Source organism: Ectopseudomonas toyotomiensis (genome assembly GCF_900115695.1).
GTDB classification, from domain to species: domain Bacteria; phylum Pseudomonadota; class Gammaproteobacteria; order Pseudomonadales; family Pseudomonadaceae; genus Aquipseudomonas; species Aquipseudomonas toyotomiensis.
Map to the genome: position 1 here is coordinate 1 of NZ_FOXK01000001.1, position 12,637 is coordinate 12,637.

Annotated in this window: 17 protein-coding genes; 13 read left to right on the top strand and 4 right to left on the bottom strand. The window is 62.7% G+C overall.

All coding sequences use genetic code 11. The annotated features are described in order from the left end of the window. Nucleotides 1-69 precede the first annotated feature (69 nt). From BM186_RS00005 to BM186_RS00055, 11 genes are read left to right on the top strand one after another with little or no spacing between them, the layout of a single operon-like run. Nucleotides 70-462, top strand: a complete 393-nt coding sequence (locus BM186_RS00005; protein ID WP_099481847.1) for a DUF2528 family protein — start codon at nucleotides 70-72, stop codon at nucleotides 460-462. A 2-nt stretch (nucleotides 463-464) separates the two neighbouring features. Further along, nucleotides 465-815: a hypothetical protein gene (locus BM186_RS00010; protein WP_074913506.1), complete on the top strand. Its 351-nt coding sequence runs from the start codon at nucleotides 465-467 to the stop codon at nucleotides 813-815. Next, nucleotides 812-1,075, top strand: coding sequence for a hypothetical protein (locus BM186_RS00015; protein ID WP_074912842.1), 264 nt, complete (start codon nucleotides 812-814; stop codon nucleotides 1,073-1,075). The genes BM186_RS00010 and BM186_RS00015 overlap by 4 nt, the downstream gene beginning before the upstream one ends. Further along, nucleotides 1,075-1,287: a hypothetical protein gene (locus BM186_RS00020; protein WP_074912844.1), complete on the top strand. Its 213-nt coding sequence runs from the start codon at nucleotides 1,075-1,077 to the stop codon at nucleotides 1,285-1,287. The genes BM186_RS00015 and BM186_RS00020 overlap by 1 nt, the downstream gene beginning before the upstream one ends. Beyond that, nucleotides 1,280-1,909, top strand: coding sequence for a DUF3164 family protein (locus BM186_RS00025; RefSeq protein ID WP_074912846.1), 630 nt, complete (start codon nucleotides 1,280-1,282; stop codon nucleotides 1,907-1,909). Before BM186_RS00020 ends, BM186_RS00025 begins: the two co-directional genes overlap by 8 nt. 19 nt (nucleotides 1,910-1,928) lie before the next feature. Then, a complete protein-coding gene (locus BM186_RS00030) occupies nucleotides 1,929-2,285 on the top strand; it encodes an ASCH domain-containing protein (protein WP_143520410.1) in 357 nt (118 codons plus the stop codon). A 1-nt stretch (nucleotide 2,286) separates the two neighbouring features. Further along, nucleotides 2,287-2,520 (top strand): hypothetical protein, encoded by a 234-nt coding sequence (locus BM186_RS00035; protein WP_074912850.1) that lies wholly within the window; start codon nucleotides 2,287-2,289, stop codon nucleotides 2,518-2,520. Further along, entirely contained in the window at nucleotides 2,517-2,912 is a 396-nt protein-coding gene (locus tag BM186_RS00040; RefSeq protein ID WP_139227996.1) for a hypothetical protein, read from the top strand. The genes BM186_RS00035 and BM186_RS00040 overlap by 4 nt, the downstream gene beginning before the upstream one ends. Then, entirely contained in the window at nucleotides 2,909-3,475 is a 567-nt protein-coding gene (locus BM186_RS00045) for a gp16 family protein (RefSeq protein WP_074912854.1), read from the top strand. Before BM186_RS00040 ends, BM186_RS00045 begins: the two co-directional genes overlap by 4 nt. Continuing rightward, entirely contained in the window at nucleotides 3,475-4,023 is a 549-nt protein-coding gene (locus BM186_RS00050) for a hypothetical protein (protein ID WP_074912856.1), read from the top strand. Before BM186_RS00045 ends, BM186_RS00050 begins: the two co-directional genes overlap by 1 nt. Next, nucleotides 4,020-4,388, top strand: a complete 369-nt coding sequence (locus BM186_RS00055) for a Mor transcription activator family protein (RefSeq protein ID WP_074912857.1) — start codon at nucleotides 4,020-4,022, stop codon at nucleotides 4,386-4,388. The genes BM186_RS00050 and BM186_RS00055 overlap by 4 nt, the downstream gene beginning before the upstream one ends. A 165-nt stretch (nucleotides 4,389-4,553) precedes the next feature. Here the strand turns inward: BM186_RS00055 and BM186_RS00060 are convergent, their stop codons facing one another. Further along, nucleotides 4,554-5,240 carry a DUF6901 family protein gene (locus BM186_RS00060; protein WP_003462081.1) on the bottom strand — a complete coding sequence of 229 codons (687 nt, stop codon included), beginning with the start codon at nucleotides 5,238-5,240 and terminating at the stop codon, nucleotides 4,554-4,556. Between the two features lie 18 nt (nucleotides 5,241-5,258). Then, nucleotides 5,259-7,184 carry an ATP-binding cassette domain-containing protein gene (locus BM186_RS00065; RefSeq protein WP_074912859.1) on the bottom strand — a complete coding sequence of 642 codons (1,926 nt, stop codon included), beginning with the start codon at nucleotides 7,182-7,184 and terminating at the stop codon, nucleotides 5,259-5,261. Between the two features lie 236 nt (nucleotides 7,185-7,420). On the opposite strand from BM186_RS00065, the gene BM186_RS00070 reads away from it, so the two are divergent. Further along, nucleotides 7,421-9,349, top strand: a complete 1,929-nt coding sequence (locus BM186_RS00070; RefSeq protein WP_074912861.1) for a transglycosylase SLT domain-containing protein — start codon at nucleotides 7,421-7,423, stop codon at nucleotides 9,347-9,349. 56 nt (nucleotides 9,350-9,405) lie between these two features. On the opposite strand, the gene BM186_RS00075 is transcribed toward BM186_RS00070, so the two are convergent. Together BM186_RS00075 and BM186_RS00080 are read right to left on the bottom strand one after the other, a co-directional pair. Next, the gene (locus BM186_RS00075; RefSeq protein ID WP_074912863.1) at nucleotides 9,406-10,212 is read right to left on the bottom strand and encodes an MOSC domain-containing protein; all 807 of its coding nucleotides are present in this window, start codon (nucleotides 10,210-10,212) and stop codon (nucleotides 9,406-9,408) included. Nucleotides 10,213-10,338: 126 nt separating this feature from the next. Continuing rightward, on the bottom strand, nucleotides 10,339-11,271 hold the full coding sequence (locus BM186_RS00080) for a chemotaxis protein CheV (protein ID WP_072425964.1): 933 nt from the start codon (nucleotides 11,269-11,271) through the stop codon (nucleotides 10,339-10,341). Between the two features lie 319 nt (nucleotides 11,272-11,590). On the opposite strand from BM186_RS00080, the gene BM186_RS00085 reads away from it, so the two are divergent. Next, a complete protein-coding gene (locus BM186_RS00085) occupies nucleotides 11,591-12,616 on the top strand; it encodes a methyl-accepting chemotaxis protein (RefSeq protein WP_394327879.1) in 1,026 nt (341 codons plus the stop codon). The last annotated feature ends 21 nt before the right edge of the window (nucleotides 12,617-12,637 follow it).

The following is a 12,637-nucleotide window of genomic DNA, read 5'->3' on the forward strand; positions in this document are numbered from 1 at the left end:
GCCTTCAACCAGGCCGCCCTGGTCGGCGCCACCCGCCTGTCGGCGGACATCATTGCGGAGGTGTGAGCCATGGCCAACCTGCAGAAATTCACCCTGAGCGACGACTGGAAGGACTGGTCGATCACACTGGAAGTTGACCTCGACATCCTCACCACAGAGCGCGCCACCGAGATCAATGAGTTCTGGAGCAGTCACGATGATCGCCTGAGCGATGCGGATGGCGATGTGATCCGCGCATTAGTCAAGCTGGCTGCCGAGCGCTTTGTTTTCGCCTTCTTGGAAATCGGCGGCGCCTTCGTCGAAAAAGACGGTTGGAACGCAGGCCACTGGACTAAGCGCTCGCTACACGAAGAGGAAGGCTGGGGCGGCAGCGAAGAGGGCAACCCCTTCGGCTGGTGCGGCATCCGCCTGGTTGATGCCGATGTGCAAGTCGACCTCGATCTTGAGTTCAAGGGGGCATGACCATGCGCGCACCCAACGTCATCCCGCTCAGCGCCAAGATCGCCGCCGAGATCTCCATCCAGCACGCGCTGCCCATGTGCACCGTGCTGACCCCTGAACTGGCCGACAAGCTGCGCGCCCTCAACGACATGACCCGCCGCCTGCGCGCGGTGGGCGTGCGCATCGAGGCCGCATCGCCGCTAGACGCCAAGATCTTCATCAACGCCGAGGACTCCGATCAGCTCGCCGCATCGTTCCGCAGCGAATGGCGCAGCCCGGTCTGGAGCACCAAGGGCGTCCACAACATCAACTGCGTCCGCCTCGGCGGCTGCCAAGTCTGCTGGCTGACGCCGGCAAAGGGGCTGCCGTCATGACCCCTGAGGAAAGCATCGCATCCCTGCAGCGCGAGCTGCAGGAGGCCAACGAGAACCTGCAGACGCAATGCCGGCTCAACTCCCAAATCACGCTGCGCCTGGCCAACCTCATCTACTGGAACAACCGCCTGGGCAATGACCTCGCCGCAATCTGCGAAGCCTACCTGGCCGGCGATACCGAGACCGTGCTGAACGGCATCGGCCGGTTCGCCACGGCGTACCAGCAGAACAACAAGCCCGTCGAACGGAGGGTGCATTGATGAACACCATGGCCAAGTCCGCCGTACAGCTAACCGTCGAACGGCGCCTGCGCGAAGCCCTGGAGCTGCTCAAGCGCGGCGCCGGCTACGCATCAGCCTATCCGAGCATCGGCGGCCACAAGCTGAGCATCGAGATCGTTGAGTTCCGCCGAGTCGTCCAGGCCGAACTCGAAAACGCCACCCAACAAGCCGAGGAAGAAACCCATGGCTGAGCAAATCCAAGTCCCTGAAGGTTGGCTGCGCAATGCCGCTGGCGGCCTGCAGCATGAAAGCGAAATCCGCGAGCAGGACAAGATGCGCGACATGGTTGTGATGGGCATCGTCAAGGATGCCGTCCGCCTGCATGAGGAACTCAAGGCGTTGAAGAAGCGCGCCTTGGAAGAGATTGATGACCTAGTCACGATCGCTGGCGAGAAGTTCGACATGAAGCTGGGCGGGCCGAAGGGCAACGTCAGCCTCATCAGCTTCGATGGCCGCTATAAGGTCAAGCGTGTTTACTCCAACGTCCAGACCTTCACCGAAGAGATGGAAGTGGCCAAGGTCAAGGTGTTCGAGTGCATCAGCCGCTGGGGCAAGACCGTCAGTGAGGATGCGCATAGGCACCTGTTCACTCTGGCCACCAACGCGTTCCGCCTGACCAGGCAAGGCGAGATCAGCCTGTCCCGCGTCCAGGAGATGACTCGCGTCGATATCGACGATGAGGACTGGAAGAAGGCCATGGAAGCGGTGAAGGACAGCATCATCGTCAACGGCAAGGCCGTGTACATCCAAGTCCAGGAGCGCGTCGGCGAGAAGGCATACCGGACCATCCTGCTCGATATCGCGGGGGTGTGAGATGGTCGCCTTCAACTTTATGGCCCGGTTCGCACCCTCAGTAGAGGACGGCACCAAGCGCCAAACCATACGCGCTGCAGGCAAGCGTCGTCCGCCACGTCGTGGCGAGCAACTGCAGCTGTACACGGGCATGCGCACGCGCAACTGCCGCCTCCTGCGCACCGCACCCTGCAAGGCTGTTTATCCGATCGCCATGGATCTGGCCGCCCGGCGCGTTCGCGTCCAGACCGGCGACGTCATGGGCGAGCTGGACGCGGAAGAGGTCAATCACCTTGCACAGGCCGACGGCTTCGCCACTGCTGCCGACTTCTTCGAGTACTTCGCCGCAACGCACGGCCAGACCTTCGCTGGCCACCTGATCGAGTGGGAGGTGTGAGATGGCTACCAACACCACAGTAGAGGTCTTCGTACATCTGGATCACTCCGGCTACAGGACCAAAACCATCAAGGGTAAGAAGGCATCCTGCACCTATGACGCCAAGCTGGCTGTTGAGCGGCTGGCCGACAAGCTCTTCCCTGACTTCCATAAAACCATTGAGCGTCAGCCGTGCTCGCCTGTCGGCCGGCTGCACAGCAAATGGTTGATCGTTCCAGGGGAGGCCATCCGATGAGCCACCCAATATTCAGGGACGCACCGTCCACCGACATGACCAAGCCCCAGGAGCGTCAGGACGAGCTGAATGCGCAGATCGCTGAGTTTCTGGCCAAGGGCGGCGAGATCAAGGCCTATGACAACCTCTGCCGCCAGGTCGAGAGTGGTCCGTGGCGCTCGAAGTCGATCAATCCCGAGCAGCAGAAGCCCGTCCAGGCTGCGCCCATCAAGGCAAAGCCGGCCAAGCCTGCTGCACCGGTGAAGGCCAAGCCGGTACCGGAGGTGCCAGCCGAACCGGTGGTGGTGGCTACTATCGACCTCAGTGCCGAGCTGCGCGCCTTGCGCAAGCAGACTGCAGCCATCAACCGCCGCCTTAATCGCCTGAGCTGCTCCATGGGTGGTCGCGCATGAGTATCTCGAAAGGCGTACTCGGCAAGATCCACATCGCCAAGGGCCAACTGGGCATGGATGACGACAGCTATCGCGCACTGCTGCGCCGCGTGGCCGGCGTCGAGTCTGCAAAAGACCTCAACACACGCCAGGCCGGCCGGCTGATGGTCGAGCTGGAGCGTCTGGGCTTCAAACCGAAGCCCAGCGGCAAGGCGAAGGGCAAGCCGCACAACTTCGCCCAGCTGTCTGGCGAGATCGAGGTGATCGAGGCTCAGCTCACTAACATGGGCCTGCCCTGGAGCTATGCCGATGCGATCGCCAAGCGCCAGTTCGGCGTAGAAAAGGTCGCATGGCTGAAAACGCCCAAGCAGCTAACGGCGGTACTAGCGGCGTTGCACGTCGAGCAGGAGAAGCGCGAGCTGCTCCACCAGGTGGAAGAGCTGTGTAAGGCATTGGGCGTTAGCGATCCAGAACGCATTGACGGTTTGGAAGCCCTGCCGAAGGGGTGGAAGCGGCAGCGTCCAATCCTCAAGGCCCTGGTGGATGCCCTCAATAACCTGGTCATCGCGCGGAGGGGCGACTGATGCAGCTGCAATGCCCTTGCTGCGGTGAGCAGTTTCCGATCGAGGCCGGCTTCGCAGACGCGGACGGCAAGAAGCTGGCGGCAATGCTCGCCGGCCTCGATCCGAAGCTGGGCCGGGCGGTGCTCAACTACCTGCGCCTGTTCAGCCCGGCCAAGCGCGGCCTGCGCATGACCCGCGCCATCAAGCTGCTGGAGGAGCTGCTCGACCTGGTCAACGCCGGCACCGTGCAAAAGGACGCTCGCAAGAGCGACACCAAGCCCGCGCCGCCACGGCTGTGGGTGGCCGGCATCGAGCAGATGCTGATCGGCCGCGAGCGCCTGTCGCTGCCGCTGGAAAACCACAACTACCTGCGCGTGGTGGTCTTTGGCATAGCCAGCGACCCCGCCCAGGCCCAAGCCGCCGCGCCGGCCAAGCCGGCCCGCGCGGCTGCCACCACACAACAGATCCTGCAGGACGCCCTCGGCCGCATCGAAGCCGATCGCCGCCTGGGCCTTATTAATGAAGAGGAAGCCGAACGCCGCATTGCAGCGGCAAGGGGGAACGCATGAAGGTCAGAGCACAGCAAATCCGCCGGCGCAACTCGATGCTGCGAGAGCTGAGCGAGATGGTGACCGTCGCCTTGGTTCGCAACGGTGCGGACGAGGCCAAGGCCAAGAACGAAGCCGAGGATCTGTGCTTCCAGCTTCACCGCCGCTGGCGCGGGATCACCTTCACATTCCCGACCAGGGACGAGCTGGCACATCAGCGGCTGAAGCTGCATGTCGTCAAGGAGTACAATGGATCGAACGCTGACGAGCTGGTGCGCAAGTACAGCATCACCGAGGACTGGATCTACTCAGTGTTGCGCGAGCACCAGCGCCGCAACGCAAACCGAGACCAGCAGAAACTAGACCTCGGCGACGACCCTTCCTAGCGGTCGCCGCCGTTTCACCTACGGCAACGGTCTTACAAAACCCGTCCCGCTATTTTCCCCTTCGTTCCTTTATATCCCGCCTTTATCGCGCTTTCCCTGTGTTATTTTTCTCAAGCCTGCACACAACGCAGTATTGCCAAGTGCAGCCATTTTGTAGACACCCTCTTACTCGAACGAATCACCCGCGCTCATGACCAGCGGGCGAATCTTCTGCAGCTGGGTTTCCAGCGACACCGTCATGCTCGATGACATAGAGAAGAAAGTGAGGAAGGCCTTGAGGTTGGAGTCACCTTCACAGGTGTCGTGAATGCGCTGCCAGAAAGCCTGATTGACCAGCTTCAGTTGCTGGAACAGGCGCACCAGCCCTTTCAGCTCCCAATCGGCCAGACGCCCCTCGCGCATGTTGAAATACTGCCGCGTCAGGTACAGCGATACCGCGCGCAGGATGAATTCCTGATTGTTGGCAAAGGGCAGATGGTGCTGCGCCATGGGTTTCAGGCGCGCCAGCACCGGACAGGCGCTAGTGGCCATGATAACCCCGAGCAGCGCACGCAGGCCCTCCTCCAGGCCGACCTGCTTGGTGTACTCACGCTCCGGTGTGCGCACCCAGACGCTGGCCTTCTTGAAAGCTGGCAGGCCACGAAAATCCTCGATCACCCGATGCAGATCGACCGCTGCCGGACAATGGCTGAACTGCTCGCGACTCAGCGGGCAATTGCTGCATTGCTGATGTTCAAGGCGCGTCCAGGCGGGGGCCTGTTGCGCCTGGACTGGGTCATATTCGCGGTTCAGCTCGATCCGGTAGCTGAACTGATGATTGTCGTCGAGAGTAATGCGGTACTCGATGGCCATTGCCCGTTCGTTCCTTCGTCAGCCTTCCAGCTCTGCCCAGCGCTCGAGCAACTCGTCCATTTCCTTCTGCAAGCCCTCGAGACGCGCCAATACTTCCGTGGTGACCTGCACCGGCTGCTGGTAGAAGGCAGGATCGGATACCTGCTCCTGTACCGTGGCCATTTCCTGCTCCAGGGCATCGATCTGCCCGGGAATCGCTTCCAGCTCGCGCTGTAGCTTGTAGCTTAGTTTCTTCTTCGCTGGTTCGAGGCTCTCTTGCACGGGAGCCACTGCGGCCGGGGCCGGCGCTTCGACGATGGCCGTGGCCAGTTCGGCCTTGCCGGACTTGCTTTCACCCACACCGAGCAGACGCGGTGAGCCGCCCTGACGCAGCCAGTCCTGGTACCCGCCGACGTACTCGCGCACCTTGCCTTCACCCTCGAACACCAGGGTGCTGGTCACCACGTTGTCGAGGAAGGCACGGTCGTGGCTGACCATCAGCACGGTGCCAGGGAAGTTGAGCAGTACTTCTTCGAGCAGTTCCAGGGTTTCTACGTCCAGGTCGTTGGTCGGTTCGTCGAGCACCAGCAGGTTGGCCGGCTTGCTGAACAACTTGGCCAGCAACAGTCGTGCCCGTTCACCGCCCGATAGTGCTTTGACGGGCGTACGGGCGCGTTGCGGGCTGAACAGGAAGTCGCCCAGATAGCTCAGTACATGACGGTTCTGGCCGTCGATAGTGATGAAATCGCGGCCTTCGGCGACGTTGTCGATTACCGTCTTCTCCGGCTCAAGCTGGTGACGTAATTGGTCGAAATACGCCACTTCCAGTTTGGTGCCGACCTCGATCTTGCCGCTGCTCGGTTGCAGGTCGCTGAGCAGCAGCTTGAGCAGAGTGGTCTTGCCGGTACCGTTGGCGCCGAGCAGACCGATACGGTCGCCGCGCTGCAGGACCATGGAGAAATCCTTGACCAGGAAGGGTCCACCGGCGTGAGCGAAACTGACGTTCTCCGCCACCATCACCTGCTTGCCGGACTTGTCCGCCGTATCGAGCTGGATATTCGCCTTGCCCTGGCGCTCGCGTCGCTCGCTGCGTTCCGCACGCATCGCCTTGAGCGCACGTACACGCCCTTCGTTACGGGTGCGACGGGCCTTGATGCCCTGACGAATCCACACCTCTTCCTGGGCCAGGCGCTTGTCGAACAGCGCATTGGCGGTTTCCTCGGCAGCCAATTGCTGCTCCTTGTGCACCAGGAAGCTGGCGTAGTCGCCGTTCCAGTCAATTAGGCCGCCACGGTCCAGTTCGAGGATGCGCGTAGCCAGGTTCTGCAGGAAGGAGCGGTCGTGGGTGATGAACAGCACGGCGCCGCCAAAGTCTTTCAGCGCCTCTTCCAGCCAGGCGATGGCGCCGATGTCCAGGTGGTTGGTCGGCTCATCGAGCAGCAACAGATCCGGCTCGGACACCAGTGCCTGAGCCAGCAGCACGCGACGACGCCAGCCCCCGGAGAGCTCGGCCAGAGTCTTGTCGGCCGGCAACTGCAGGCGGCTCAGGGTGCTGTCGACCAGTTGCTGCAGGCGCCAGCCATCTTTGGCCTCCAGCTCCTGCTGCACGTGCATCAACTGCTCGAGGTCGTCATCACCGTCGATGTTCTGCGCCAGATGGTGATAGCGCGCCAGCAGCTCGCCAACGCCGGCCAGGCCTTCGGCAACCACGTCGAACACCGTGCGCTCGTCGGCACGCGGCAGCTCCTGCGGTAGCTCGCCGATCTTCAATCCCGGGGCGCGCCAGATTTCACCGTCGTCGGGCATCTGGTCGCCCTTGACCAGACGCAGCATGCTCGATTTGCCGGTGCCGTTGCGGCCGATGATGCACACCCGCTCGCCCCGTGCGATCTGCCAGGACACTCCATCGAGCAGGGGCATGGCGCCATAGGCGAGGGATACGTCGGCAAACTTGAGCAGGGTCATGGGCATCTCCAGAAACAGGGGGCGCATTCTACCCGAGTTGCCGGCCGGCTGTTGCCGTTTCCACAGACGCAACAGGTGTCGCCCCAGCTCATCATCTGGCGCAGGCAAAGCGCATCTTTGCTGCATGTGTCCATCTGGCCCGACGGCATTCACCACGCACCGATGAAGCGCTAAGCTAGAGCCATGCAACGACACGGATCGTGTTGCCCCATACCTCTGCTTCTCCTGGAAATGCCATGCGCAGTCGCTTTCTCTCTGTAGTTTCCTGTCTGATTCTCACCGCCACCGGCGTCGCCGGTGTCGAAGCTGCCAGCCTCACCCAGCAGCGCCAGTACTATGATGAGGCGAAGCGGGCCCTGGCCAAGGGCGACAGCGGCCCTTATCGCCAGTACGCCAGCGCGCTACGCGATTACCCGCTGACGCCTTATCTGGCCTATGACGAACTGACCAACCGACTCAAGTCGGCCAGCAATGCCGAGATCGAGAAATTTCTCGCCGAACACGGTGACCTGCCCCAGGCCAGCTGGATGAAACTGCGCTGGTTACGCTGGCTGGCCGAGCGTGGCGACTGGAAGCCCTTCCTCGATCACTACGATGCCAAGCTCAACTTCACCGAGCTGGACTGCCTGTACGGCCAATACCAGCTCAGCCACGGCCTGACCGCCGAAGGCAACGCCACTGCCGAGAAGCTCTGGCTGGTGGGCAAATCCCAACCCAACGCCTGTGACCCACTGTTCGAGCGTTGGGCCGCCAATGGCCAGCTCACCGAGCAGCGTCGCTGGCAGCGCACCAAGCTGGCGGTGGAAAGTGGCAACTACGGCCTGGCCAACTTCCTGATCAAAGGCATGCCAACGCTCGGTGAGCGCGGCAAGCTGATGGTCGAAGTGGCGCAGAAACCGCAACTGCTGAAGAACACCGCGCGCTTCACCCCCGCCGATGACGCCATGAGCGACGTGGTCGGCCTCGGCTTGCGTCGCCTGGCTCGGCAGAACCCGGAAGATGCCCTGGCCCTGCTCGACGGCTATGCCCAACGCATGAAGTTCTCCGCCGACGAGCAGGTGGCCATCGCCCGGCAGATCGGCCTGCGCCTGGCACAACGCTTCGACCTGCGTGGTCTTCAGGTGATGGCCAAGTACGACCCACAACTGCGTGACAACACCGTCAGCGAATGGCGTGCGCGCCTGCTGCTGCGTCACGGCCGCTGGGAAGAGGCCTATCAGCTGACCCAGAACATGCCGTCCGACCTGGCCAGCAGCAACCGCTGGCGTTACTGGAATGCGCGCAGCCTGCAATTGGCACAACCCAACAGCCAGCAACCGGCGGTGCTGTTCCAGGCATTGGCGAAGGAACGCGACTTCTATGGCTTCATGGCCGCCGATCAGGTCAAGGCGCCCTATCAGTTGAACAACCAGCCGCTGGTTCTCGATCCCAAGGTGGTGCAGAAGGTACGCAACACAGCCGGAATCAAGCGCGCGATGGAGTTTCATGCGCGTGGCCAGATCGTCGACGGTCGCCGCGAGTGGTATCACGTCAGCCGCCTGTTCAGCCGTGACGAACTGGTGGCCCAGGCACGCCTGGCCTATGAAATGGAGTGGTACTTCCCGGCCATCCGCACCATCAGCCAGGCCCAGTACTGGGACGACCTGGAAGTGCGCTTCCCCATGGCCCATCGCAACGAGCTGGTACGCGAAGCCAAGCGCCGTGACCTGCATTCGAGCTGGGTGTTCGCCATCACCCGCCAGGAAAGCGCGTTCATGGCCGACGCCCGCTCCCATGCAGGCGCCATGGGCCTGATGCAGCTGATGCCGGCCACCGCCAAGGAAACCGCGCGCAAGTTCGGCATCCCCCTGGCGTCGCCGCAACAGGCACTCAACCCGGATACCAATATCCAGCTGGGCGCTGCGTACCTGAGCCAGGTATATGGCCAATTCAACGGCAACCGCGTACTCGCCTCGGCCGCTTACAACGCCGGCCCCGGCCGTGTCCGCCAGTGGCTGCGCGGCGCCAATCACCTGAGTTACGACGTCTGGGTGGAGAACATCCCGTTCGACGAAACCCGCCAGTACGTGCAGAACGTGCTGTCCTACTCGGTGATCTACGGTCAGAAACTCAACGCGCCGCATCCGTTGGTGGCGTGGAACGAGCGCTTCTTCGACGATCAGTAAGAGAAAAGCCCCGATCAGATACTGTCTGATCGGGGCTTGCTATGACGCCTGCCCTGCTATTCCAGCACTTCTACCGTCATGCCCAACTGCAGTTCGCCGACACCGCGCGGCAACAGATTCTGCCCGAAGAAAACGTCACCCTCGCGTTCACGATAGGTCTTGAGCGTGGCCAGCGGCTCACGCTGGGCGTTGCGCTCGCCGGTCTGCGGGTCGATAGTGGTGAGGATGCAGCGCGAGCAGCCCTTGGCCACCTCGAACTCCACGTCGCCAATGCGGATGCGCTTCCAGCTGTCTTCGGCATAAGGCTCACCGCCGGTGACCACCAGGTTTGGGCGAAAACGCAGCATGGACAGGGGTTGCCCGACTCGCTGCGAAAGATCGTCCAGCGATGCCTGGCCAATAAGCAACAGTGGAAAGCCATCGGCGAAGGCCACGCGATCCCCCGGCTGCGCATAGGCAGTGTCGACCTGGCGGGCGCGGCCTTCCGGCACCTGCACCAGGCGGCAAGGCTTGCCCAGCAAGTCGCTGAGCCAGACCGCCGCTGCATCGCCAGCATCCGGCACGCGCAGGCTGTCACGCCAGACGACGACGCCACGCAGATCCTGCTCGGGGTCGGGCAGCGCCACGGACAGATCCTCACGACCCGGCGCACTCAGGGTCAGGCCACCGCGCGCATCGTACAGGGCGCTCAACTGGCTCATCTGCGGTAGCAGACGTTGGGTGATGAAACGGCCGTTGTCGGCGTCGACCAGCATCCAGCGCCGATCGCCATGCAGCCCAAGTCCGTCGACCGCACTGCGCTGCAGCGCTTCGCCGCGGCCGGACTTGAGCGGGTAACGGTACAGCCCCGAGAGACTCAGCATGGGTCAGCTTCCTGTCGGCAAAACGCCGTTATACGAGCTGGCGGCGATGCTCACAAGCACCGAGCCCCGGAAAACGCTGCCCGTGCGACGGCAACGCTCGGCAGGTTCACCCGCCCTGCCGCCACTTCAGCGAGGTTCGTCCAACTCGAGACGTTGACGGATCACATCGACCAACTTGTCCGGCTGGAACTTGGAGAGGAAATTGTCGCAGCCGACCTTCTTCACCATCGCCTCGTTGAAGCTGCCCGACAGCGATGTGTGCAGCACCACGTAGAGATCCTTGAGGCGCGGGTCGTTGCGAATTTCACTGGTGAGGCGATAGCCGTCCATCTCCGGCATCTCGGCATCGGTGAAGATCATCAGCAGCTTGTCGGTCATCACCTCACCGGTGTCAGCCCACTTCTTCAGCAGGTTGAGGGCCTTGAGGCCGTCACTGGCCATGTGCAGGCGAAGCCCCAACTGCGTCAGGGTATCGCGCAGCTGGCTGAGCGCCACGCTGGAATCATCCACCAGCAGCACTTCACGCCCGCGCGCCTTCTCCAGCAGCGGGTCGGCGAGCTTTTCCGCGGAAACCTTGGTACTCATCGGTACGATCTCGGCGAGCACCTTCTCCACATCGATGATCTCGACGATCTGGTCCTCGACCTTGGTGATGGCGGTCAGGTAATGCTGACGTCCGGCGCCCCCCGGGGGCGGCAGAATCGACTCCCAGTTGAGGTTGAGGATGCGGTCGACGCTGCCGACCAGGAAGGCCTGAACCGAACGGTTGTACTCGGTGACGATGATGGTGCTGCGCTCATCCGGCACCAGCGGACGCATGCCGATGGCCTGGGACAGATCGATTACCGGCAAGGTCTGACCGCGCAGGTTGACCACACCGCAGACGAAGCGGTGGCGCTGCGGCATCAGCGTCAGCTTGGGCATCTGCAGGACTTCCTGCACCTTGAACACGTTGATCGCGAACAACTGACGACCTGCCAGGCGAAACATGAGAATTTCCAGACGGTTCTCGCCGACCAGCTGTGTACGTTGATCGACGGAGTCGAGAATGCCGGCCATCGCCTGCTCCTGCTGAAATATGAACGGATGCGGACCAGGCGCGAAGCCCTGGTACCAGGTTATCGGCAGGCCCTGAAAAAGCCGCAGCTTGGCTTTCTGCCACCATACTCGCTGCCCTTTACAGATACCAGCCTGCCCTACCTGGGGCAATCGTCATCGGGGCGCCCCTAGGGGCCCCTAGGGGAGTCCCCGATATCGCACCGACGTACCAGTCTCTATCGTTGAAGCATTCCCCCTCCGATAGAGATCAGCTCCCGTGCTCGCCTACTCCGCTCTCTGGTCAGGTATCGCCATCAGCCTCGCCGGGCTTGCCGCCGGCATGCCCTGGCTGATCGGTGCAGGCTGCGCCATCAGTGCGCTGGCCGCGATTTTTCAGCGCCCCGTGCGTGCGCCCCTGCCTCTCGCTGCAAGCCTGGATGAAGCCCCCATCGACGCGGCGCCGCAGCCGAGTGTCGAGCCGCTGCTGCTCGAAGTGCTGCCGGCCTGGAGCCAGAACCTCGGCCAGGTGCGCCAGCTGGTACAGGAAAACATCCAGCGTCTGTTCGAACGCTTCGCCGGCCTCAGCGGCCGCCTGGAGCAGACCCTGAGCAGTTCGGAACAGGCCATCGGCGGTGGCGGCGTAGCCGACAGCCTGCGCGAGGCGCATCAGCGCCTGGACGAAGTCATCGCCTCGTTCCATGGCGCCAGTGCGCGCAAGAACGAGCTGCTTGGCACCATCGCCCATCTCGATAGCTATGCCAGCGAGCTGCAGAAGATGTCGAAACTGGTGCAGGACATCGCCAGCCAGACCAACCTGCTTGCCCTCAACGCCGCCATCGAGGCCGCTCGCGCCGGCGAGCATGGCCGCGGCTTCTCGGTGGTCGCCGACGAAGTGCGCAAGCTCTCCAGCCTGTCCGCCGAAACCGGCCAGCGCATGGGCGAGAAGGTCGGCGAAATCAACCAGGCGATCCGCGCCACGGTGACCGCCGCCGAGGAACTGTCCGGCAGCGAGAAGAGCAATCTCGATTACCTAGACCAGGTTGCCGGCGAAGTGATGCAGCGCCTAAGCGCCAACCTCGACGAACTGTCCAGCAGCTCCCTGCAGCTGCAGCAGGACGCCCGCACCACCCAGGCAGACATCCAGGAAATCATCGTCAGCCTGCAGTTCCAGGACCGCAGCGACCAGATGCTCGACCATCTGCAGATCGACCTGGGTCGCCTGCAGCAGGCCGTACGCGAGCAGGACGGCATCCTCGCCAACCCGACACGCTGGCTCAAGGAACTGCGCGACCGCTTCACCACCGATGAAGAGCGCCATGGTGGCCGGCGCAGCGCCAAACAGCACGACGACGTGACCTTTTTCTGATCAGCCAAGGAGCAACCCGGC